The 22720-nt window shown below is 73.5% G+C and carries 21 protein-coding genes; 12 read left to right on the top strand and 9 right to left on the bottom strand.

The window, feature by feature from the left end; all coding sequences use genetic code 11:
- Positions 1-89 precede the first annotated feature (89 nt).
- The 3 genes from BMW85_RS27355 to BMW85_RS27345 are packed head-to-tail and all read left to right on the top strand — an operon-like array spanning position 90 to position 2679.
- Positions 90-992 (top strand): sulfotransferase family protein, encoded by a 903-nt coding sequence (locus tag BMW85_RS27355; protein WP_177240909.1) that lies wholly within the window; start codon positions 90-92, stop codon positions 990-992.
- The gene (locus BMW85_RS27350; RefSeq protein WP_091086830.1) at positions 989-1900 is read left to right on the top strand and encodes a glycosyltransferase; all 912 of its coding nucleotides are present in this window, start codon (positions 989-991) and stop codon (positions 1898-1900) included. Before BMW85_RS27355 ends, BMW85_RS27350 begins: the two co-directional genes overlap by 4 nt.
- The gene (locus BMW85_RS27345) at positions 1897-2679 is read left to right on the top strand and encodes a WecB/TagA/CpsF family glycosyltransferase (protein WP_091086828.1); all 783 of its coding nucleotides are present in this window, start codon (positions 1897-1899) and stop codon (positions 2677-2679) included. The genes BMW85_RS27350 and BMW85_RS27345 overlap by 4 nt, the downstream gene beginning before the upstream one ends.
- On the opposite strand, the gene BMW85_RS27340 is transcribed toward BMW85_RS27345, so the two are convergent.
- The 6 genes from BMW85_RS27340 to BMW85_RS27315 are packed head-to-tail and all read right to left on the bottom strand — an operon-like array spanning position 2669 to position 9311.
- Entirely contained in the window at positions 2669-3553 is an 885-nt protein-coding gene (locus tag BMW85_RS27340; RefSeq protein WP_091086826.1) for a sulfotransferase, read from the bottom strand. The two genes, BMW85_RS27345 and BMW85_RS27340, sit on opposite strands and share 11 nt — an antisense overlap.
- A complete protein-coding gene (locus BMW85_RS27335) occupies positions 3550-4842 on the bottom strand; it encodes a lipopolysaccharide biosynthesis protein (protein ID WP_091086824.1) in 1293 nt (430 codons plus the stop codon). The genes BMW85_RS27340 and BMW85_RS27335 overlap by 4 nt, the downstream gene beginning before the upstream one ends.
- A complete protein-coding gene (locus BMW85_RS27330) occupies positions 4830-5684 on the bottom strand; it encodes a sulfotransferase domain-containing protein (RefSeq protein WP_091086821.1) in 855 nt (284 codons plus the stop codon). The genes BMW85_RS27335 and BMW85_RS27330 overlap by 13 nt, the downstream gene beginning before the upstream one ends.
- On the bottom strand, positions 5681-6655 hold the full coding sequence (locus BMW85_RS27325; protein ID WP_091086818.1) for a hypothetical protein: 975 nt from the start codon (positions 6653-6655) through the stop codon (positions 5681-5683). The genes BMW85_RS27330 and BMW85_RS27325 overlap by 4 nt, the downstream gene beginning before the upstream one ends.
- Positions 6652-7932 (bottom strand): hypothetical protein, encoded by a 1281-nt coding sequence (locus BMW85_RS27320; protein ID WP_091086817.1) that lies wholly within the window; start codon positions 7930-7932, stop codon positions 6652-6654. Before BMW85_RS27320 ends, BMW85_RS27325 begins: the two co-directional genes overlap by 4 nt.
- Entirely contained in the window at positions 7929-9311 is a 1383-nt protein-coding gene (locus BMW85_RS27315) for a GumC domain-containing protein (RefSeq protein WP_091086814.1), read from the bottom strand. The genes BMW85_RS27320 and BMW85_RS27315 overlap by 4 nt, the downstream gene beginning before the upstream one ends.
- 311 nt (positions 9312-9622) lie before the next feature.
- Here BMW85_RS27315 and BMW85_RS27310 point away from each other — a divergent pair, with 311 nt between their 5' ends.
- Complete coding sequence (locus tag BMW85_RS27310) at positions 9623-10789, top strand: glycoside hydrolase family 26 protein (RefSeq protein WP_245775096.1); 1167 nt, start codon at positions 9623-9625, stop codon at positions 10787-10789.
- Positions 10790-10816: 27 nt separating this feature from the next.
- On the opposite strand, the gene BMW85_RS27305 is transcribed toward BMW85_RS27310, so the two are convergent.
- From BMW85_RS27305 to BMW85_RS27295, 3 genes are all read right to left on the bottom strand, one after another.
- Complete coding sequence (locus BMW85_RS27305) at positions 10817-11701, bottom strand: sulfite exporter TauE/SafE family protein (RefSeq protein WP_091086811.1); 885 nt, start codon at positions 11699-11701, stop codon at positions 10817-10819.
- Positions 11698-12912 carry an adenylyl-sulfate kinase gene (gene cysC, locus BMW85_RS27300; RefSeq protein WP_091086809.1) on the bottom strand — a complete coding sequence of 405 codons (1215 nt, stop codon included), beginning with the start codon at positions 12910-12912 and terminating at the stop codon, positions 11698-11700. The genes BMW85_RS27305 and cysC overlap by 4 nt, the downstream gene beginning before the upstream one ends.
- 70 nt (positions 12913-12982) lie before the next feature.
- The gene (locus BMW85_RS27295; protein WP_091086807.1) at positions 12983-13702 is read right to left on the bottom strand and encodes a class I SAM-dependent methyltransferase; all 720 of its coding nucleotides are present in this window, start codon (positions 13700-13702) and stop codon (positions 12983-12985) included.
- A 62-nt stretch (positions 13703-13764) separates the two neighbouring features.
- On the opposite strand from BMW85_RS27295, the gene BMW85_RS27290 reads away from it, so the two are divergent.
- The 8 genes from BMW85_RS27290 (at position 13765) to BMW85_RS27255 (ending at position 22615) form a co-directional block, all read left to right on the top strand.
- Complete coding sequence (locus BMW85_RS27290; RefSeq protein ID WP_091086803.1) at positions 13765-14127, top strand: cupin domain-containing protein; 363 nt, start codon at positions 13765-13767, stop codon at positions 14125-14127.
- Positions 14128-14220: 93 nt separating this feature from the next.
- A complete protein-coding gene (gene mfd, locus BMW85_RS27285) occupies positions 14221-17709 on the top strand; it encodes a transcription-repair coupling factor (protein WP_091087124.1) in 3489 nt (1162 codons plus the stop codon).
- Positions 17710-17739: 30 nt separating this feature from the next.
- On the top strand, positions 17740-18339 hold the full coding sequence (locus BMW85_RS27280) for a SurA N-terminal domain-containing protein (protein ID WP_177240908.1): 600 nt from the start codon (positions 17740-17742) through the stop codon (positions 18337-18339).
- Positions 18340-18342: 3 nt separating this feature from the next.
- Positions 18343-19284, top strand: coding sequence for a nucleoside triphosphate pyrophosphohydrolase (locus tag BMW85_RS27275; protein ID WP_091086799.1), 942 nt, complete (start codon positions 18343-18345; stop codon positions 19282-19284).
- A 91-nt stretch (positions 19285-19375) separates the two neighbouring features.
- A complete protein-coding gene (eno, locus tag BMW85_RS27270; RefSeq protein WP_091086796.1) occupies positions 19376-20653 on the top strand; it encodes a phosphopyruvate hydratase in 1278 nt (425 codons plus the stop codon).
- Between the two features lie 60 nt (positions 20654-20713).
- On the top strand, positions 20714-21199 hold the full coding sequence (locus BMW85_RS27265) for an FtsB family cell division protein (RefSeq protein WP_091086794.1): 486 nt from the start codon (positions 20714-20716) through the stop codon (positions 21197-21199).
- On the top strand, positions 21189-21677 hold the full coding sequence (locus BMW85_RS27260) for a DUF501 domain-containing protein (protein ID WP_091086792.1): 489 nt from the start codon (positions 21189-21191) through the stop codon (positions 21675-21677). The genes BMW85_RS27265 and BMW85_RS27260 overlap by 11 nt, the downstream gene beginning before the upstream one ends.
- The gene (locus BMW85_RS27255) at positions 21668-22615 is read left to right on the top strand and encodes a Ppx/GppA phosphatase family protein (protein WP_091086789.1); all 948 of its coding nucleotides are present in this window, start codon (positions 21668-21670) and stop codon (positions 22613-22615) included. The genes BMW85_RS27260 and BMW85_RS27255 overlap by 10 nt, the downstream gene beginning before the upstream one ends.
- Positions 22616-22720: the final 105 nt, after the last annotated feature.

Below are 22720 nucleotides of genomic sequence, written 5' to 3'. Positions count from 1 at the left end.
ACCGGGTGATTACCCATAGCGATAAGGTCGTCGCACGTTCGCGCTCATAGTCCACGCTGAGCGCGATGTTCTGATGCGAGGCCACTCCGTTGACCGATCACGAGCACGCCACCCAGGTGATCTACCTCGGTGGTCTGGGGCGCAGCGGCACCACGCTGCTCGAACGGCTCCTCGGCGAGCTGCCCGGCGTGATGGCCCTCGGCGAGGTCGTGCATCTCTGGGAAAGGGGAGTGCTCGCAGGCCAGCCCTGCGGGTGCGGGGCGCCCTTCCCCGCCTGTCCCTTCTGGCGGCAGGTGGGGGAGCGCGCCTTCGGAGGATGGTCGGCCCGGCTGGCGGAGCGGGTGCTCACGCTGCGCCGGCGGGTCGATCGCACGCGCCGCGTCCCGCGCATCGCCCATCCCGACCTCGGCGACTACGTCCAGGTCTACCGCAGGCTCTACGCCGCCACCGGGGCCCGCGTGGTCGTCGACTCCAGCAAGCACGCCTCCCTGGCCTGCTGCCTGGCGAGCGGCGGCATCGACGTCCGGGTCGTCCAGGTGGTGCGCGATCCGCGCGCCGTCGCCCACTCCTGGGGCCGCACCGTCGAGCGGCCCGAGGACGGCCTGCCGATGACCCGGTGGGGTCCCGCCCGCACCGCCCTGCACTGGACGGCCCAGAACGCCGCGCTGGAGCTGCTCGCGCGGCGCGGCGTCCCGGTCACCACCGTCCGCTACGAGGACCTGCTGGCCGACCCCGGGCCCGCGCTCGCCGCGCTCGGGCACGAGCTGGGGCTCGACGAGACGGCCGCCGGGCTGTCGTTCATCGACGGGCGCACCGCCTGGCTCGGGCCGTCCCACACCGTCTCCGGCAACCCCATGCGCTTCCAGGTCGGGCGCGTCAAGCTGCGCCGCGACGACTCGTGGGCGACCGCGATGGCCGGGGGCGACCGGCGCGTGGTCAGCCTGCTCACCTGGCCGCTCCGCCTGCGCTACGGCTACCGGGGGGCCGCGTGACGTCCGTCGGCGTGGTCGTCCCCACCCGTGGCGACCGGCCCGTCCTGCTGCGCCAGGCCGTCGAGAGCGTGCTCGGGCAGGCGCACTGGGGCACGCTGACAGTGGTCGTCGTGGTGGACGGCGGCGGGCCCGTGGCCCAGATCGCCGCAGGGCTCGCCGGGCTGGGCGACGGCGCGCGACGGCGGGTGCTGGTGCTGCCCAACACGCGTACGCCCGGCCTGCCCGGAGCCCGCAACACCGGCCTCGACGCCCTCGACGCCGCCGACCTGGCCGCCTTCTGCGACGACGACGACCTGTGGCTGCCGGGCAAGCTCGCCGCCCAGCTCCGCGCGCTGCGCCGGGGCGGGGGCGAGTTCGCGAGCTGCGGCATCGAGGTCGAGCACGGCGGTCACCGGGTGCCGCGCCTCGCGGGGACGTCCACGGTGAGCGCCGCCGACCTCGTACGCTCCCGCATGGTCATGGTCCACTCCTCGACGTTCCTGTTCGAGCGCGGCGCCCCACGCCCCGACGAGAGCGCGCCCGGCGGCCAGAACGAAGACTGGGACCTCGCCCTGCGCGCCGCCAAGCGCCACCCGATCACCTACGTCGACCGGCCGCTCGTACGGGTCCGCTGGGGCTCCTCCCACTACGCCGCCCGCTGGGCGGACCGCATCGCCGGCCTCGACTGGATGCTCGCCCGGCACCCCGAGCTGGCCGTGGACCCGCGCGGCGCGGCCCGCGTCTACGGGCAGCTCGCCTTCGGGCACGCCGCGCTGGGCCACCGGCGGGCGGCCCTGCGCTGGGCCGCCCGCGCCCTCGCCTCCCGTCCGGCCGAGCCGCGCGCGCCGATCGCGCTCGCGGTGGCGGCCGGGCTGGTCTCCGCGCCGGCGGTGCTGTCCCGGCTGCACGACCGGGGGCACGGCATATGACCCTGCTCGCGACCGCGCCCCGGCGGATCAGGGTCGGCGGGCTGGGGCTGGACCCGGTCCGCGAGCACGACGTCGTCGAGCGGGTGGCGGCCGAGCTGGCCGCCGGGCGGGGCGGCCGGATCGTCACCCCCAACGTGGACATCTGCCGCCTCGCCGCCGCCGACCCCGCGCTCGGGCGGCTCGTGGCCTCGGCCGACCTCGTCGTGGCCGACGGCATGCCGCTGGTCTGGGCGGCGCGGCTGCTGGGCACGCCGCTGCCGGAACGGGTCACCGGCGCCGACCTGCTGCGGGCGCTCAGCGCGCGGGCCGCCCGCCACGGATGGCCGGTCTACCTGCTCGGCGGCCCCTACGGCGCTCCCGAGCGGGCCGCCCGCGAGCTCGTCAGGGCCTTTCCCGGGCTGCGGATCTGCGGCGCGCATGCGCCCGCCCACGGCTTCGACTCCTGCCGCGAGGGGCGGGCCGCCGTGCTGCGCAGGGTCGTCACGGCCCGTCCCCGGCTGGTCTTCGTCGGCCTCGGCTTCCCCCGGCAGGACCTCCTCATCGCCGAGCTGCGGCGCGACCTGCCGGGGGCGTGGTTCCTGGGATGCGGGGCGGCGCTCGCGTTCGCGGCCGGCATGGTGCCGAGGGCGCCGTGGTGGATGCGGCGGGCGGGCCTGGAGTGGGCGTTCCGCCTCGCCACGGAGCCGGGCCGGCTGGCCCGCCGTTATCTGGTGGACGACCTGCCGTTCGCGGCCCGCCTGCTCGCCCGGGGCCTGGCCGCGCGGCTGGTCAGGCGGTGAGGGCGCGGACGCGGGCGGCGTCCTCCTGGCTGAGGCCACGGGTGGCGGTGGCGAGCGCCTGGCGGGAGTCCATGCGGCGGTAGGCCGTACGCGACAGGCCGGACCAGCGGAACGCGCCGCCCGCCGACGACGACCCGGTGCAGGCGCGGTGGACGCGGCGGGCGGCGGACGGTGTCCAGGGCAGGCCGGCGTGGTCGTACAGGTCGCGGAAGCCCTTGAGGGGGTCGGCGGCAAGGGACTCGTAGGAGACGACGAGGATCCCGGGCGTGCCGGCCAGGATCGTCCGGGTGACCCGCCAGAGTGCGGCGATCGCGGCGAGGCCGTCGGCCGCGGGGTCGAGGGCGGCGAGCTCGGGGTGGTCGCGGACGAGCAGCGGCTGGTCCAGCAGGTCGCGGAGGTCGGCGCGCCAGCCGAGCCGCCGCCAGCTCGCCACGAACGACACCGGCTCGCGCACCAGCGCGATCACCCGGCAGCCCAGCCGCCGGGCGAACCAGCCCGCGCTCAGCACCGCGAACGGGTCGTCCAGCAGCGCCCGGCGTCCGGTCAGCCGGCCGTGGGCGAAGGCGCCGCCGTAGCGGAGCAGGCGGGCCAGATCGTACGGGCGGTGGTTCGCGCGCAGCTCGGCACCCCAGCGGTAGCGCAGCGCGACCGTGTCGAGGAAGGCGGGCAGCCACACCTCGTCGTTGTCGTCGCAGATGTACTGGAAACGATGGGTGACCTCGGCGGCCAGCACGCCGGGGCAGCGGCCGGGCGGGTGCTGGGGGTTGAGCGGCTCGTTGACGTAGACAAGCCCGCCGCCGGCCGCCAGCATCTTGCCCGCCCAGCTCGTGCCGCTCCGGGGCAGCCCGGTGACCAGCACGGGCGCGGCGCTCATGCGGCGGCCCAGGTGTGGAGGCGCAGCGCCGCCGCCGTGTGCCGGCCGAACGGGCGCAGCCCGTAACGCCGGTGGAGCTGCCACAGCGGCAGCAGGTTCTTCACCAGCACCCCGCCCGACCATCCGGCCACCGCGCCGAGCGCCCCGTGCGCGGGCACCAGCGCCAGGTCCAGGACCAGCGTGCAGGCGATCGCCGCCAGCAGGTTGAGCAGGCTCAGGCCGGTGTGCCCGGCGGCGGTGAGCACGACGTCCACCATCCCGCAGGCCGTGGCCACCATCATCGTGCCCGCGAGCACCAGCGCGACCGGCGCCGCCGTGCCGTACGCGGGCCCGAACACGGCCAGCAGCCACGGGGCCAGCGCCGCGTACGCCAGCCACACCGGCCAGGTCAGCAGCACCAGCCAGACGGTCGCCGTCTGGTAGAGCTCCCTGGCCCGCGCCAGCTCGCCCAGCGCCAGCGCGCTCACCAGCCGGGCCTGTACGGCCTGGGTCAGCCCCTGGTTCGCGAGCTGGCCCACGACCTTGAACCGGGTGGCGGCGGTGTAGACGGCGGCCTGCGCGGGCCCGGCGAGCAGCGCGACGACCACGACGTCCAGCCGCTGGAAGACGGCCTGGATCGCGCCCGCGAACGACCGGGGAGCGGTGTAGCGCCACAGGTCACGCCCCGCCCCCGGCAGGCCGGGGCCGCGTGGCGTCCGCTTTCGTACCGCGAGGGCCGCGAGGACCAGCACCGGCGCGTACGGGAGCGCCCACGCGAGCGGCAGCCACTCCGGCCGCCCGGCGAGGGCCGCGGCGGCGACCAGCACGAGCTGCGCGGCGGGCAGCGCCATGCCGTCCAGGAGCACGGTGGGCCGCAGCGAGCCGAAGCCGCGGGTGGCGGCCAGCAGCACGTCGCCGAGCACGATGACCGGCACGATCGCCGCCACCGGCCCCACCCTCGGCCACAGCAGCGCGGTGGCCACGATGGCCGCCACCGCGCACGGAACGGTCGCCGCCCTGACATATCCGGAGGTGCCGTGATGTGCGGACGCCTTCGCGCGGGCGATGAAGAACACCAGCCCGTTCCCCGCGTCCAGTTTCGCGACGCCGGCCGCCATGAGCACCACGGCGGTGGCCGCGAAGAACGCCCCGGCCTCGGCCGCGCTCACCGCCCGCGTCACCACCACGACCAGCGCGAACTGCGCAGCCGCCGACACCCCGGCCGCCGCCAGCCCCGCCGCCCCGCCCCGCGCCACGCCGCCCCGCCGCCGCAGCCCCGCGACCAGGCGGGCCGGGGTCACCGTCGCCACGACGGCTCCGCGCCCAGCCAGCGCACCAGCCGGGCGTCGTACGGCTCGAAGTGGTCGCGCAGCGCCCGCCCCAGCTCGGCGGGCAGCGGGTGCGGCCGGGGACGCCCGTTGTGGCGCTCGAACTCCGGATAACCCAGGTGCGGCGCCCCCAGGAACTCCAGCACCCGGTCGTAGACGTGCTCAGGCTGCTGGAAGAACACGTGGCTGTCCAGCACGAGGATGCGGTCCTGGCCGAACAGCGGCTCCAGCCGGTCGAGCTGGTCGGCGTACCGGCCGCGGGCGAGGTAGGCGTGGTGGCGGTGGGAGTGGTGCCGGGCGTACGGCGAGGCGCGCAGCAGCTCCTCGGCCCCGTCGAGCCGGGCCGTCTCCAGCTCGACGGCCCGCTCGAAGCGCGGCTCCGTCTCGTACCCCCTGGCCAGCTCGTGCGCGTGGGCCGAGCAGGCCCGTTCGACCGGGTCGCGGACGAGCACGACGAGCTTGACCCCGGGCAGGTCGGCGGCGATCCGCTCCCCGGCCAGCGGGTGGAACAGGTAGTAGGGGGACGACTCGAAGGCCAGCGCCCGGCCGCCGTAGCGGTGGGTGAGCAGCGCCGCCCCCGCCCGCAGCGGGAAGTGCGCCTGATACCAGGCGGGCCCGCGCCAGTAGGCCACGTCGAAGTAGTGCACGCCCTTGTGCAGCACCGGCTTGAGCAGCAGCGGGTGCTGCGCCAGCGCCCGGTAGAGCGACGTCGTGCCGCACCGCTGACCGCCCGCGATCAGGAACGCCGGCAGCAGCCGCGCCCCGGCGGTCAACCGGCCCGCCGCCCGCGACAACGACAGGACCGACCGCTTCACGGTCCTCATACGAGCGACTCCTCGTGGTCGACGGCCGGGTTGAGCCAGGTGTGCGGCGGGCCCAGCGGTTCGTGGCCGTCGGCGGCGTGCCGGTCGGCCAGGGCGATGAGGTAACGCAGGGCGCTCTGCCGGGCCGTGGCCGCGGACACGCCGAGCGGGGCGAGCTCGCGCGCCGCCCGCGCCACGCAGGCGCGCGCGGCGTCGGGGGGCGGCAGCCGGCGCAGGGCGCGGTGGAAGAAGTGGTGGAGGGCGTCGAAGCCGTAGGGGACGCCGGTCGCGTAACGCTCCCAGTCCCAGACGAGCAGCCGGCCGCCGGGGGCGGGACAGACGTTCCAGGGCGCGAAGTCCCCGTGCCAGGCGGCGCCGGTGGCATGACCGGCGTCGTGGCTGGAGTCATGACCGGCGTCATGACCGGCGTGGTGGCGGGCGTCGTGACCGGGGTCGTGGCCGGTGGCGGCGATCTCCGCGACGGCGGCCAGCAGCAGCGGGCGGGGCGCGCTCCGGCGGCGGCGTACGGGCAGCGGCGACACCGCCAGCACCGCGAGGCCGCGCCACTCGCCGAGGTGCAGCACCTCGGGCGCGACCACCGTGCGCAGGCCGAGCCCGGCGATCCGGCGCAGGGCCGCCGCCTCGGCGGCGACCAGCGCGCGGGTGCGGGGATTGTCGCCCACCTTCACGTACGCCAGCAGCCGCCCCCGCGAACGCACCTCCAGCACCGGCTTGCGGTTGGCCCGCCGGGCCGGCCGGACGTGCAGGACGGTCTCGACCGGCCGCCCGAAGACCTCGCCCAGGTGGGCCGCGATCGACCCCTCGCCGGGCACCATGACCGGCGACCCGACGTGCCACCAGCGCCGCGGCGCCAGCCGGCGGGGCACGGCGGCGTGCGGCAGCACGGTGTAGGCCCGCGGCGACCCCGGCCCCGGATAGAGCAGCCGGACGGTGTCGGCCAGGTAGCCGAGACGGACGGCGGCGTCGTTCATGCGGGACCTCGCCGGGAGTTGCGCCACAGGAGGGCGAAGGAGATGAGGTAGAGGATGAGCGGCGTGACCAGGCCGTCGTAGACGAACATGTAGAGCAGCACGAGGCCCATCACCAGCACCCCGCCCAGCCCGACGGGGCTGCGGTCGGCCCAGTGGCGGCGGATCGCGCCGACGAAGAAGGCCACGTAGAGCGCGGCGCCGGTGAGCCCCTGCGTCATCAGCAGCAGCCAGAGCTGGCCGTCGCTGCCGAGCGGCGGATGGCCGCAGCCCGGACACCAGGCGGTGCGCCCGGTGGTGACGGTCCGGTGGTTGCCCGTGGCGTTGCGGGTGTTGCCGTAGCCGATCACCGGCGAGTGGGCGGTGGCGGCGAGCGTGGCGGTGACGGTGAAGGCCCTGATGTCGTTGGAGTGCGGCCGGTCGAGCCGCTGCGCGACCAGCGGGGCCAGCGGGCTGAGCGCGAACGCCAGCGCCGCCGCGGTCGCCGCCCCGCACAGCGCGAGCCTGGTGCGCCCGCCCACCCGGACGATCAGGTAGACGACGGCGAGGCCGAGCCCGATCCACAGGCCCCGGTTGAGCGAGTAGACGACGGGGACCGCGGCCAGGGCGGTCAGTACGGCGAGCAGGACGCGCTGCCGCCGGCTCCCGTGCACCCACCAGCCGACCACCGCCCAGACCAGCAGCACCGACACGTTGCTGCCCCAGGCGTTGGCCCACTCGAAGGGCGCCTCGGGGCGCGGCATGGCGTAGCCGAGCACCTTCTGGGTCTGCGCGGCGGTCGGGTGGATGAGGTTCTGGACGAAGGCGTTGCCGCTCAGCCAGCGGGGCAGCAGCAGCTCCACCGGGGACGTGAACGAGAAGCCCGGCACCAGCACGCCGAGCAGCCCGCCGGCCACCGTCGTGGCGAACAGCACCCCCAGCATGCGCACCAGCCGGAGTTGCGGCAGCTCCCGCTCGGTCAGGTTGCCGAGGTAGAGCACCATGATCAGGACGCTGACGTAGAGCGCGAGCCGCATCGTCCAGCCGATGAGCCGGCCGGGGCCGAGCTCGCCGTAGGTGCCGGGCGGCGACTCGGCCAGCATCAGCGCGCTCACGAGGTAGCCGGCCAGCAGCAGCATCCACAGCCAGAACCCGGGCGGCACCAGGATCGGCCTGCGCCGCCAGAGCAGCACCGCCATGGGCCCGGCCAGGATGATCACCGACAGGCCGCCGAACCCGAGCGCCCACCAGAGCGGGTAGCCGACCAGCAGCGCCGCGATCGGCCAGGCGGCGCGGCTCACGGCGGCCCCGGCCGGGACCTGCGCAGCGGCGGCATGGGCGACAGAGGAGTCGTCTCGGCGGACGTGCTGATGCCCAGCTCGGAGGAGGTCGTGGTGGGGAACTCGCCGGTGGCCACCAGCTTGCCGAGCGGCGTGTGCGTACGCGGCTCCAGCAGCGGCACGAACGCGGGCACCACGTCGGTGACGGCGACCACGCCGATGATCGGGATGTCGTGCCGGCCGAGCCGGCGGGCGGCGGCGCTGACCTCGGGGGCGGTGACGCGGCCGAGGCCGACGAGCAGCAGGGCGGCGTCGGCCCGCGCCAGGTCGCGTACGTCGGTGCCGTCGAGCACGGTGAGCGGGGCGCTGACGGCGAACGGCTCGACGGGCGAGGAGGAGCAGAGGTCGGTGGGCAGGGCGCAGACCAGCAGCCGCTTGCCCGGACAGGCCGCGACGACGGCGCAGGCCAGCTCGTGCAGCACCCCGGGCTCGACGGCGTAGGCCAGCTCGTGCAGCAGGCCGGGCTCGTCGGCGCAGGACAGGTCGGCCAGCACCGGCAGGCCGGTCAGCCGCTCGATGTCGGCGGCGTGGCGCAGCCGGGTATCGAGCCGGTCGCGGAGCAGGGCGGCCGCGGCGCCGGTCAGCAGCCCCGCCATCAGGCCGGTGCCGAAGTAGAGCGGCAGGCTGGGGGAGCTGGGCTCGGACGGCGGCACGGCGGGGCTGATGACCGTGCCGGGGGTGACCGCGACCGTGCGGAGGGCGTCGTACTTGAGTGCGAGGCTCGCGGCCTGCCTGTTGAGCACGCTCTGCCGTTGGAGCGCGATGGTGTGGTCGGGCGTGCCTCTGACGAGCAGGGCGAGCCGGCGGATGGTGGCGTCGAGGCCGGCGTTGACCTGCCTGAGCTTGCTCAGCACGGCCTGCTGCTGCTCGGTCAGCGCGGCGAGGGCGCTGTCGCGGCGGTGGGCGAGGTAGGCGTCGGCGTACGCGGCGGACCGGACGGCGGCGGTCTGGGGGTCGCCGGCGGTGACCGCGATGGCGAGGACCGAGGAGTTGGGCGGCACGGTGACCTCCGCCGGCTCCGCCGTGGTGAGGCCGAGCGCCTTGGCGGCCCGGCCGGCGACCACGGCCGACGCGGCGACCTGGGCCTCGGTGTCGAGGTTGAGCGACTCACGCTGGCGGGCGGTGACCTGGTTGCCGGGCTCCTGGGCGCCGATCGGCATGACCTGCACCTCGGTGACGGCGGTGTAGGCGGACGGGGTGAGCCGCATGAGCCCGAGCCCGACCGTGCCGCCGACCACGACGCAGCCCACGAGGACCAGCCACTGCCGGCGCAGCAGCGCGAGGTGGTCCTCCAGCTCGCCACCGGAGCGGCGGGCGTGGGCGTCCGGCGGCTGGGTCATGGGAGCGGCCTCCTGGAGGGTGTGCGCGTCGTCGCCGCCCGGCGACGCAGCGTCACGGGCCGAGGCGTGCGCCCACTATAGGGCGGACGATCAGCACCGGACCTGAATCCGCAGAGATTTTTCCGTTACGGCGGCAAAGAAGGGCTCCTATAAAGCGATATTCCGTGAAAATTCGGGCGTGGCTTTACCCTCAACCACCTGCGGATACTCGTCACTCCGGCTGAAGTTCGTGGAATGACATGGCAAGGTTCAGGTGTGACAGGACGGGGGTCCTTCGACCAGGAGGGTGGACCATTTTGCGACTACGGGGAATGACTTCCAGAACGGTCACGGCGTTCGCCGCGATCGTGACGCTCAGCTCCTGCTCCGGCGTGGCCGGCACGGCGGGCGCGGCGGGCACAGCGGGCACGGCAGGCGGGGCCGGCACGGCCGGGTCGGCCGCCGGCTCCACGGCGGCGTCCACGGCGGGCTCGGCCACGGGCTCCATAGCGGACGCCGGCGATCCGGCCGACCCCGCCAGAAAGGCGGCGGGAGGGTCGGCCTGTACGGCCACCGCCCGGCTCATCCCGTCCTGCGGCGCCTGGTGGGGGCTGGCGCCCGAGATCTTCACCGGCAGGCCGGTCGATCAGGCGCTGCGGGGGGCGGAGGCCCGCATGGGGGCGGCGGCCGACGTGGTGCACGTCTACCACCGGGGCGGCGAGGTGTTCCCGACCCGGGCCGAGATCGCGCTGGCCCGCGACCCCGCCAGGCCGCGGCTGCTCATGATCAACTGGAAGCCGGCGCTCGACCACACCTGGGCCGAGATCGCCCGCGGCGCGATAGACCGCCGCATCGACCGGCTGGCCGCCCACCTGCGGCGCTCCTTCCCCGAACGGTTCTTCCTCACGCTGCACCACGAGCCGGAGAACGACGTGGACGAGTCGCCGGGCTCGGGCATGCGGGCCGCCGACTACGCGGCGATGTACCGGCACGTCGTGCTGCGGCTGCGCGAGCGGGGCGTCAGGAACGCCGTCTTCGTGATGACGTACATGGGGGCGCCCAACTGGGCGGCACAGCCATGGTTCGAGCAGCTCTACCCCGGTGACGACGTGGTCGACTGGGTCGCCATGGACCCCTACGCCGACGACCGGGTGAAGGACTTCGACCGGCTGGTCAACAAGACCCGCGAGGAGGAGCAGTTCGCGCAGTGGCCGGGCTTCTACCGGTGGATGCAGCTCCGCTTCCCCGGCAAGCCGGTGATGGTGGCGGAGTGGGGGGTGTTCGGACGGCCACGCGATCCCGCGTTCAAGCGCCGGTTCTTCGAGTCGGTGGCGCGGGAGATCAAGCGTTATCCGCAGATCAAGGCGCTGCTGTACTTCGACTCGCCGCACGCGCCGCGCGGTGACACCACCTTCGACTCCGACCCGGGGACCGGGCGGGCCTTCGCGAAACTCGCGCGGGACCCCTACTTCCGTTCGACGCCGGTGCCGCGTCCCTAGCGGGCGGCCGGGCTCATGGCCGCGTCCCTAGCGGGCGGCCGAACTCATGGCCGCGTCCGGCTCGGCCGGGCCGGCCGCCCTGCGCCGCCGCACCCGCCACCCGGCGACGATGACCGCGGTGGCGGCGGCCAGGGCGCCGACGGTGACGGCGTTGCCCGCGTCCAGCAGCTTGAGCGCCGAGGCGAGCAGCACGATGGCCAGCAGGGCGCGGATCAGGCCGCCAGGGGCGCGCGAGGAGATCCTGGCGCCGAGGTAGACACCGGGGAGCGAGCCGATGAGCAGTGAGACCGTGAGGTGGAGCTGGAAGTCGCCGAACAGGAGGTGGCCGAGCGCGGCGGCGGCGACCAGCGGCACGGCCTGCACCAGGTCGGTGCCGACGAGTTGGTTGGCCTTGAGCGCCGGATAGAGCGCGAGCAGCGCCACGATGATCAGCGATCCCGAGCCGACGGAGGAGACCCCGACGACCAGGCCGCCTACCATACCGACCAGTAGGGTAGGGATCGGGCGCACGACGATGTCGTGGGCGCTCGCCGTGCCGCCCCGCCCGCCGAGCAGGGCCTTGACCGCTATGCCCGCCACGGCCAGCAACAGCGCGACGCCCAGCGCGTACTTCACCGCGTCGCTGACGGCGAACGCACGGGCCAGGAACACCCCGCAGAACGCCGCCGGCACCGACCCCGCGCACAGCCAGCCCACCAGGCGCAGGTTGACCGTGCCCCGGCGCAGGTGCACGAAGCCGCCGACCGGCTTCATCACGGCCGAGGCCACGAGGTCGCTGGAGACGGCGGCGAGCGGCGGCACGTTGAAGAACAACATCATCATCGGCGTCATGAGCGCACCGCCGCCCATGCCGGTCAGTCCGACCACGATGGCGACGAGAAAGGAACCGCCGACCAGGGCGAGATCGATCAACGTACCCAGCCTCCGGACCGCAGCGTCTCCAGCACCCTGGAGACCGCCGCCTCGATCGACAGATGTGTGGTGTCGATGACCAGCTCGGCGTCGTCCGGCTCCTCGTAGGGATCGGAGATGCCGGTGAACTCGGGGATGAGCCCGGCGCGGGCCTTGGCGTACAGGCCCTTGCGGTCGCGCCGCTCGCACTCCTCCAGCGGCGTGGCCACGTGCACCAGCAGGAAGTCCGCGCCGACCGCCTCGACCATCGCCCGCACCTCGGCGCGGGTGGCGGCGTAGGGGGCGATGGGCGCGCAGATGGCCAGGCCGCCGTGCCTGGCGACCTCGGCGGCCACGAAGCCGATGCGGCGGATGTTGAGGTCGCGGTCGGCCTTGGAGAATGTCAGGCCCTTCGACAGCAGGTGGCGTACGACGTCGCCGTCGAGATAGGTGAGCGCCCGGCCGCCCAGCTCCAGCAGCTCGTCGCGGAGGCCGCGGGCGATGGTCGACTTGCCCGAGCCCGACAGGCCGGTGAAGAAGACGACGAGGCCGCGCCGGTGCGGCGGCCCCGGGATGGTGACCGGCTCGGGGCCGGGGAAGTGCTCGACGGCGCCGTACGCCGCCGCGACGCGCTCGCGCAGCTCCAGGTCGAGCTCCGGCTCGGCGCGCGGGGCCAGCGGCACGGAGACCACGAGCGTGCCGGGGGGAAGCTGCTCCTTGGCGCGCAGCGCGGCGCGGACGACGGCCGGGCCGCCCTCGCCGTACGCGAGGGGGAGCAGCAGGATCAGCGCGTCCAGGTCCTTGGCGGTGGCGACGATCTCGGAGAGGTCGTCGAGCGGCCCGCGCATGGTGACGGCGAGCGCGGCGCGCCCGCCGAGCTCCTGCCTGACCTGGGCCGGGGTGAGCCGCAGGCGGGCGAAGGGGCCGTGCTCCGGCGCCCCGAGGCCCTTGACCGGGCCCGAGACCAGGCCGTCGGCCTCCCGTGCGGTCACCGTCAGGGTCGCGAGCGGCAGGCCCTCGGGGTCCAGCAGGGTCACCTCGTCGCCGGGGGAGACCTCGGCGGGCAGGTGAAGGGTGACCGGCGCGGGCCACGGGGTGCCGTCGGCGAGCCTGCCGCGCTCGTGCACCGCGTGCAGGTCGTCGTGGCCCAGGAACCCCGTCAGGGGCGCGAACGCGCCGGAGAGCAGCAGCTCCAGGTCGGCCAGCTCGTGCGGTTCGGGGGTCCACTCCACGGTTCCTACATCCCAACTAATCCGACTGACTTGGTAGGGAAGGAGTGTACCGACTCATTCAAGCAGGCCGCTAGAGCACCCTGGCGAAGTGATGCTGAGGCTTCCTGATGACCATGGTGATCTCGTCGTGCCCGGCGGGACAGCGTCCGCTGGTCAGCCGGGAGACCGCGGCGATCGCGGCCCGGCCCAGCCGGCTCGACCTGGCGGGGCCGCTCGTCCGCCGCTCCTCGTCGGTGACCATGAGCCCGCGGCTGAGGCAGAACGCGTGCATGCCGTCGGCGGAGGTCAGCGGCTCGTACACGGCCGGCAACGGCCCCGGCGTGCCCGGACGCACCACCGCCCGCCACAGCGCCCGGCGCAGCCACCTCGGCGTGAGGCGGTCCAGCAGGCCGTACGCCGACCCGCGGTCGCGCATGCGCAGCAGCACCAGCCCGCCCGGCCGCAGCGCCTGCAGCAGCCGGTCGAGCACCAGCTCGGCGTGCCTGACCCGCTCCAGCAGGAACGAGAGCTGGATCAGGTCGTAGGACCTGGGCGGCAGCGGCACGCCGCGCAGGTCGCCGAGCGACCAGGCCACCAGGTCGGCCCGCTCGTCCAGCACCTTGCGGATCGCCGGATGGTCCTCGTCGACCCCCGTGCACCTGGTCTCGACCCGCTCGGGCGCCAGCGGCTCGTCGTGGGCGCAGCCTGCGACCAGCACGTCGAGCCGTCTGCCGAGCTGGCCGGTCCAGTGCTCGCGGACCCGCTGATCGAAGAGATCGCCCCGCTGGGCGACCGATCGCACCTCAGACATGTGACCTAGAGTAGTCATGCGGTCGGTATTGGTAACGCATATCGCTGCTAGCGTCCTGGCCCATGAGCGACCAAATCTACGTCGGCAACGCGGTCGTGGACGGCGCGGCCGACGACGGCTGGCTGCTCGGCCACTTCAGGCCGCCCGGCGATCCGCGGCACAGCGACGAGGTCGAGATCAAGTGGGGCGTCCACCCGCCGGGCGAGGTCCGGGCGCGTTGGGTGCGCGGTGAGGTGCGCACCGCGCTGCTCGTGCTCGTCAGCGGGCGGTTCCGGGTGGAGCTGCCCGACCGCAGCGTCCTGCTGTCCGAGCCGGGCGACTACGTGGTGTGGGGGAAGGGCGTCGATCACTCCTGGCGGGCCGAGGAGCTTTCCACCGTGCTCACCGTGCGCTGGCCCTCCGTCGCCGGCTACCGCGTCGGCTGAGGTCCGGCGGCGAGTAGTCTGGGAACCACACCCCCGCGACCTGACATGGCCGGGGGTGATCGTGATGCCGTCGTGGGGCTGTGGGCGTATCTGATGAGTCTTTCCGGACTGCTTGACCTTGTTCGCGCCGACCCGAAGCTGACCGCCGCCCTTGAGGAGGGCGGCGATGTCGCGCTGATCGCGCCGTCCGCGCTCCGGCCGTTCGCCGTGGCCGCGCTGGCCGCGCACGACCAGCGCACCGTGCTCGCGGTCACGGCGACCGGCCGCGAGGCCGAGGACCTCGCCGCCGCGCTGACCAGCCTCGTCGAGCCCGCCTCCGTGGCGGTCTTCCCGGCCTGGGAGACCCTGCCGCACGAGCGCCTGTCGCCGCGCAGCGACACCGTGGGGCAGCGGCTGGCCGTGCTGCGCCGGCTCGCCCACCCGGTCAAGGGCGACACCGCCGCCGGGCCGCTCAGCGTGATCGTCACCCCGGTCCGCGCGCTGCTGCAGCCCATCGTCAAAGGTCTCGGCGACCTGGAGCCGATCCGGCTGCGCGCCGGCGACGACGCCGACCTCGACGAGGTCGTGGCCCAGCTCGTCGGCAACGGCTACCACCGGGTCGACATGGTGGAGCGGCGCGGCGAGGTGGCCGTGCGCGGCGGCCTGCTCGACGTCTTCCCGCCCACCGAGGAGCATCCGCTGCGGCTGGAGTTCTGGGGCGACACCGTCGAGGAGATCCGCTGGTTCAAGGTGGCCGACCAGCGCTCGCTGGAGGCGGCCGAGGACGGCCTGTTCGCGCCGCCCTGCCGCGAGCTGCTGCTGACCGACGACGTACGCCGCCGCGCCCGCGAGCTGGCCGAGGAGCACCCGGCGCTGGCCGAGGTGCTCGACCAGCTCGCCGAGGGCACCCCGGTGGAGGGCATGGAGGCGTTCGCGCCGGCCCTGGCGGGGGAGATGGACCTGCTGCTCGACCATCTGCCGGTGCGCTCCGCGGTGTTCGTCTGCGACCCCGAGCGGATCAGGGGCCGGGCCGAGGAGCTCGTACGCACCTCGCAGGAGTTCCTGGAGGCGTCCTGGATCAACGCCGCGGCCGGCGGCGCGGCGCCCATCGACCTCGACGCGGCCGCGTTCCGCACGCTGGAGGAGATCCGTCAGCACGCCGACGTGCTCGGGCAGCCGTGGTGGACGATGGCGCCGTTCGGCAACGGCGTGGAGCTGGACGCCCACGACAGCGAGGCCTACCGCGGCGACACCGCCAAGGCGCTGGCCGACATCAAGGGCTGGCTGGCGGAGGACAAGGCGGTCGTGCTGCTCAGCGAGGGCCACGGCCCGGCCGAGCGCATGGTCGAGCTGCTCAAGGGCGTCGACGTGCCCGCCAGGCTGCGCCCCTACCTCGACAAGGCGCCCGAGCCCAAGGTCGTGCACGTCAGCACCGGCCTCATCGAGCACGGCTTCGTCACGCCGTCGCTGGCCGTGCTCACCCACCTCGACCTGGTGGGCCAGAAGGCGTCCACCAAGGACATGCGCCGGCTGCCCTCGCGCCGCCGCAACATGGTGGACCCGCTGCAGCTCAAGCTCGGCGACCACGTCGTGCACGAGCAGCACGGCGTCGGCCGCTACGTCGAGATGGTGCAGCGCACGGTGCAGGGCGCGACCCGCGAATACCTCGTCATCGAGTACGCCAAGGGCGACCGCCTCTACGTCCCCACCGACCAGCTCGACGAGGTCACCCGCTACGTCGGCGGCGAGGCGCCCACGCTCAACCGCATGGGCGGCGCCGACTGGGCCAAGGCCAAGTCGCGGGCGAAGAAGGCGGTCAAGGAGATCGCCGGTGAGCTGATCAGGCTCTACTCCGCCCGCATGGCCTCGCCCGGCCACGCCTTCGGCGGCGACACGCCCTGGCAGCGCGAGATGGAGGACGCCTTCCCCTACGCCGAGACCGGCGACCAGCTCGCCGCCATCGACGAGGTCAAGCGCGACATGGAGCGCGGCGTCCCGATGGACCGGCTGATCTGCGGCGACGTCGGCTACGGCAAGACCGAGATCGCGGTGCGGGCGGCGTTCAAGGCGGTCCAGGACGGCAAGCAGGTCGCGGTGCTGGTGCCGACCACGCTGTTGGTGCAGCAGCACATGTCCACCTTCGCCGAGCGGTTCTCCAGCTTCCCCGTCACGGTCAAGCCGATCTCCCGCTTCCAGACCGACGGCGAGGTCAAGGCCACGCTCGACGGCCTGCGCGCGGGCGCGGTCGACGTCGTGATCGGCACCCACCGGCTGCTCAGCCCCGAGGTGCGCTTCAAGGACCTGGGCCTGATCATCATCGACGAGGAGCAGCGCTTCGGCGTCGAGCACAAAGAGGCGATGAAGCACCTGCGCACGCAGGTGGACGTGCTCGCCATGTCGGCCACGCCGATCCCGCGCACGCTGGAGATGGGCCTCACCGGCATCCGCGAGATGTCGACCATCCTCACGCCGCCGGAGGAGCGGCACCCGATCCTCACGTTCGTGGGGCCGTACGAGGAGAAGCAGATCGGCGCGGCCGTGCGGCGCGAGCTGATGCGCGACGGCCAGGTGTTCTTCGTCCACAACCGGGTCGCCTCGATCAACCGGGTCGCGGCGCGGCTGCGCGAGCTGGTGCCCGAGGCGCGCATCGCGGTCGCCCATGGCCAGATGAACGAGACTCAGCTCGAAAAGATCATGGTCGGCTTCTGGGAACGCGAGTACGACGTGCTCGTCTCCACCACGATCGTCGAGTCCGGCCTCGACGTCCCCAACGCCAACACCCTCATCGTCGACCGGGCGGACAACTACGGCCTGTCCCAGCTCCACCAGCTGCGCGGCCGGGTCGGGCGGGGCCGCGAGCGCGGCTACGCCTACTTCCTCTACCCGCCCGAGAAGCCGCTGACCGAGACCGCGCACGAGCGCCTGGCCACCATCTCGCAGCACACGGAGATGGGCGCCGGCATGTACGTCGCGATGAAGGACCTGGAGATCCGCGGCGCGGGCAACGTGCTCGGCGCCGAGCAGTCCGGTTTCATCGCCGGCGTCGGCTTCGACCTCTACGTGCGCCTGATGGCCGAGGCCGTGCAGGAGCAGAAGGCCAAGCTCGACGGCGGCGAGGCGCGCGAGGAGACGCCGGACGTCAAGGTCGAGCTGCCGATCAACGCCCACATCCCGCACGACTACGTCACCTCGGAGCGGCTGCGGCTGGAGGCGTACAAACGGATCGCCACCATCGCCGAGGAGAGCCACATCGCCGAGGTGCGCGAGGAGCTGACCGACCGCTACGGCAAGCCGCCGGTGGAGGTGGACAACCTCCTGGAGGTCGCCGCGTTCCGGATCAAGGCGCGCAGGGCGGGGCTCACCGACGTCACGCTGCAGGGCCAGAACATCAAGTTCGGCCCGGCGCGGCTGCGCGAGTCGCAGCAGGTCAGGCTCGACCGGCTCTACAAGAAGGCCGTCTACAAGCAGGCCGCGGAGACGCTGCTGGTGCCGATCCCCAAGACCAAGCCGCTCGGCGGGCAGCCTCTGCGCGACCTCGACCTGCTCAAATGGTGCGGTGACCTGGTCGAGGCGCTGTTCCTCGAGCCCGCACGGGTAAGCTAGCGGCGATTTATCGGTCGGAAAGGGACGCATGTGAAGTCGATACGAGTGGCGGTGGCCGCCGCCGCGGCGGGCCTGGCCCTGACCGCCTGCTCTTCCCCCTCCCATGTCGGGGCCGCGGCCGTGGTCGGCGACGACCGCATCACGGTGAGCGAGGTCAACGCGGACGCGCAGGCATACAAGGCGGCGCTCCAGCGCAACAACCTCAGCGAGGCGGACCTCCAAGGCATCCCGGTCAGCCACGTCGTGCTCCAGCGCCTGGTCAACGTGGCCATCACCGAGCAGCTGCTGGCCCGCTACAACGTGCAGGTCAGCGAGGCCGAGGTCGACTCGGCGATCAAGGATCCCGGCCAGTTCCAGTCGGCCGAGATCAACCTGCTGTCGCAGGGCGTGGTCCCGTCCGACGCGCACGACTACGGTCGGGCGATGGTCGGGCTGGCCAAGCTGCAGCAGCAGTTCGGCGGCGAGAGCGGGCAGCAGCGGCTGGCCGAGGAGTTCAGCGCGATCAAGCCGGTGGTCAACCCGCGCTACGGCACGCTCAACCCGCAGCGCTCGCAGGCCAACCCGGGGCCGTTCGTGGACGCGGGCCGCTTCGGCAAGCAGTCGGACGCCGCGCAGACCCCGCAGGGCTAGCCCGTGCCGCTCGTCGTCGTCACCACCTCGCCCAGGGTCGCCCCCGGGCTGCTGAGCCACCAGGCGTGGGAGGCGCTGCGTTCCGGTCCCGTACTGACCGCGAACGCGGCGCATCCCCAGCTCCCCTACCTCGCCGAGGCCGGCGTCGAGGTCGAGGTCGTCGAGCCCGACCCGCGGGCGCTGGCCGCGCGGGCGGTCGGCGAGACCGTGGTCTGGCTGGCCGGGTCGGGCTCGGAGGGCGGCGACGAGGAGTTCATGCGGGCGGTCGGGCACGCCGCCGTGGCGATGGCCGACCCGCCGCTGATCGAGGTCGTGCCCGGCTCGTACGACCTGCCGGGCGCGCGGGTGCTCGACCTCGTCGCGGTGATGGACCGGCTGCGGACCGAGTGCCCGTGGGACCGCGGGCAGACGCACGAGTCGCTGGTGCCTTACCTGCTCGAAGAGGCGTACGAGGTGCTGGAGACCATCGAGCAGGGCGACCACCGGGCGCTCCGCGAGGAGCTGGGCGACCTGCTGCTGCAGGTCGTCTTCCACGCCAGGGTGGCCGAGGACTTCGACATCGACGACGTGGCCGCCGGCATCGTCGAGAAGCTCGTACGCCGCCACCCCCACGTCTTCGGCTCGGTGCGCGCCGAGAGCGCCGACCAGGTCAACGACAACTGGGAGGCCATCAAGGCGGCCGAGCGGGCGGCCAAGGGACGTGAGTCGGCGCTCGACGGCGTCCCGATGGGCCAGCCCGCGCTGTCGCTGGCCGCCCAGCTCGTCCGCAGGGCCGAGCGGGCCGGCGCGCCAGGATCGCTGGCGGCCGGGGTCGGCCAGGGCGTGGCCCGGGAGCTGTTCGACCTGGTCCGGCGGGCCGGGGAGGCCGGGGTCGACGCCGAGGCGGAGCTGCGCGCCGCGGCCCGCGCCTACCGCGACCGCGTCCGCGCGTGGGAGAGCCGCTGACCCCGGCGCGCGCGTGCCCGGCGACCTGCCACGGGGGGCCGGACCGATAGGCTCTGAAGGCATATCGTCTTCCGATTTAGGAGCGCATCCCGTGGCTACCATCGAGGTCGTATACGCTCGCGAGATCCTCGACTCCCGGGGCAACCCCACGGTCGAGGTCGAGGTCGTGCTCGACGACGGCAGCACCGGCCGCGCGGCCGTGCCGAGCGGGGCGTCCACCGGCCAGTTCGAGGCGGTCGAGCTGCGTGACGGCGGCAAGCGTTACGGCGGCAAGGGCGTGGAGAAGGCCGTTCTCGCCGTCACCGACGAGATCTTCGAGGAGATCGGCGGCATCGAGGCCGAGGACCAGCGCATCATCGACCAGATCATGATCGACCTGGACGGCACGCCCAACAAGTCGAAGCTCGGAGCCAACGCGATCCTCGGCGTGTCGCTGGCCGTGGCCAAGGCCGCCGCCGACAGCGCCGAGCTGCCGCTCTTCCGCTACCTGGGCGGCCCCAACGCGCACGTGCTGCCGGTGCCGATGATGAACATCCTCAACGGCGGCGCGCATGCCGACACCAACGTGGACATCCAGGAGTTCATGATCGCGCCGATCGGCGCGGAGACCTTCCGCGAGGCCGTGCGGATGGGCACCGAGGTCTACCAGGCGCTGAAGGGCGTGCTCAAGGAGAAGGGCTACGCCACCGGCCTGGGCGACGAGGGCGGCTTCGCCCCCAACCTGCCTTCCAACCGCGACGCGCTCGACCTGATCCTCGTCGCCATCGAGCGGGCCGGCTACACGCCGGGCGAGGACGTCGCGCTCGCCCTCGACGTGGCCGCCACCGAGTTCCACAAGGACGGCGTCTACACGATCGACGGCAAGGGCCTGTCGGCGCAGGAGCTCATCGCCTTCTACGAGGACCTGGTCGCCAACTACCCGCTGGTGTCCATCGAGGACCCGCTCGACGAGGAGGACTGGGAGGGCTGGAAGGCCATCACCGCCTCGCTCGGCGACAAGGTGCAGCTCGTCGGCGACGACCTGTTCGTCACCAACCCCGAGCGGCTGGAGCGCGGCATCGAGGCGGGCGCGGCCAACGCCCTGCTGGTCAAGGTCAACCAGATCGGCACGCTGTCGGAGACGCTCGACGCCGTGGACCTCGCCCACCGCAGCGGCTACCGGTGCATGATGAGCCACCGCTCCGGCGAGACCGAGGACACGACGATCGCCGACCTCGCGGTGGCGGTCAACTGCGGTCAGATCAAGACCGGCGCGCCCGCCCGTTCCGACCGGGTCGCGAAGTACAACCAGCTGCTGCGCATCGAGGAGCTCCTCGACGACGCCGCCCGTTACGCGGGTCGTTCGGCGTTCCCGCGTTTCCGGCGCTAGTTTCGAGTGACGACTCGCGGGTACTCCCGCGAGTCGTTCCGGAAGGGGGTTGTGGCAGCAGTGGCGAAGAGGCCGCAGCTCACCGGGCGGGCCGCCATCCTGGCCGTCGTGGTGTGCGCGATCGCGATGAGCCTGGCCTACCCTGTGCGCGAGTACATCAGCCTGCGCCGCAGCATCTCCGAGCTGCGCGCGGAGAAGGCCAGGGTCGAGGCCGAGAAGCAGGCGCTGCTGGCCAGGGACCAGCAGGCCAACGACCCCAACTGGATCAAGAAGACGGCCAAGGAGCGGCTGCACTACTGCGGGCCAGGCGAGAAGTGCTTCGTCGTGATGGAGCCCGGCGAGGACGAGCGGCGGACGACGGTCAAGCAGCCGGCGACGACGCCGCCCTGGTACCAGACGCTGTGGGAGTCCGTGGAGGCCGCCGACGCGGGCACCGGCCGCCGGGCCGTCACCGACCGGGCTCCGCAGCCGAGCGCGACCCCGAGCACCAAGCCCACGACCAGCCCCACTCCCGGGCCGACGAAGAAGGAAAGCGTTGGACAGTAAAGACGTCGAGGTCGTCCGGCAGCAGCTCGGCCGGCCGCCCCGAGGGCTGCGCGAGGTGGCGCACCGCTGCCCGTGCGGCAACCCCGACGTGGTGGAGACCGCGCCGCGGCTGCCCGACGGCTCGCCGTTCCCGACCCTCTACTACCTGACCTGCCCGAAGGCGGCCTCGGCCATCGGCACGCTGGAGGGCTCCGGCCTGATGCGCGAGATGCAGGCGCGGCTCGCCACGGACCCGGAGCTCGCCGCCGCCTACCAGGCCGCGCACGACGACTACGTGGCCAGGCGGGACGCGGCGGCCGAGGAGGAGGGCCTGGAGCCGCTCCCGCGCGACATGCAGAGCACCGGAGGCATGCCGAAGCGGGTCAAGTGCCTGCACGCGCTCGTCGCGCACGAGCTGGCGGCGCCCGGTGTCAACCCGATCGGCAGGGAGGCGCTGGACGCCCTCCCCGAGTGGTGGAGTGACGGACCATGCGTGTAGCCGCCGTCGACTGCGGCACCAACTCCGTACGCCTGCTCATCGCGGACGTCGGCGACGACCAGATCGACGACGTCGAGCGGCGGATGGAGATCGTCCGCCTCGGGCAGGGCGTCGACCGGACCGGCCGGCTGGCGCCCGACGCGCTGGAGCGTACGTTCAAGGCCATGCGCGGCTACCAGGAGCTGATCGAGCGGCACGACGCGAGCGCGACCCGCGTCGTGGCGACGAGCGCGACCAGGGACGCCGCCAACCGCGAGGACTTCGTGGCCGGGGTGCGCGAGATCTTCGGCGTTGAGCCCGAGGTCGTGTCGGGGGCCGAGGAGGCCGAGCTGTCGTTCACCGGGGCGACGAGGGGCCTGGTGCGGCTGTCGCCGGAGACCGAGGTGCCCGAGGGCCCGCTGCCCCCCTACCTGGTGGTGGACATCGGCGGCGGGTCCACCGAGTTCGTGGTGGGCGAGCGGCACGCCGAGGCGGCGCTGTCGGTGGACATCGGCTGCGTGCGGCTGACCGAGCGGCACCTCAAGGACGCCGGCGACCCGCCGCCCGCGGGGGCGCTGGAGGCCGTGGTGGCCGACATCGAGGCGGCGCTGGACCGGGTGGAGGCGGAGGTGCCGGTACGCCGTGCCCACACGCTCGTGGGCCTGGCCGGCTCCGTGACGACGGTCGCGGGCATCGCGCTCGCCCTGCCCGCGTACGAGCCGGAGCGCATCCACCACGCGCGGCTGTCGGCCGAGCACGTGCACGAGGTGACGCGGCGGCTGCTCGCGATGACGCACGGTGAGAGGGCCGCGCTGCCGGTGATGCATCCGGGCCGAGTTGACGTCATCGGGGCAGGCGCGCTCATTTTGGACCGGATCGTCCGCCGTTTCGCGTTTTCGCAGGTCATTGTCAGCGAACACGACATCTTGGACGGTATTGCCTGGTCGCTCGCGCGATAGGTGTAGCGAAATACGGACATTACGGATCTTCATCCGTGTTGAGTGTGCAATCATATTTGTGCTTAGGTAAAGGAGCATTACGGGGGCTTTGCCATATTGCCGTGC

This window comes from Nonomuraea wenchangensis, from assembly GCF_900111685.1.
In the GTDB taxonomy this organism is placed as follows: Bacteria; Actinomycetota; Actinomycetes; order Streptosporangiales; family Streptosporangiaceae; genus Nonomuraea; species Nonomuraea wenchangensis.
This window is presented reverse-complemented; position numbering and strand designations above follow the sequence as displayed.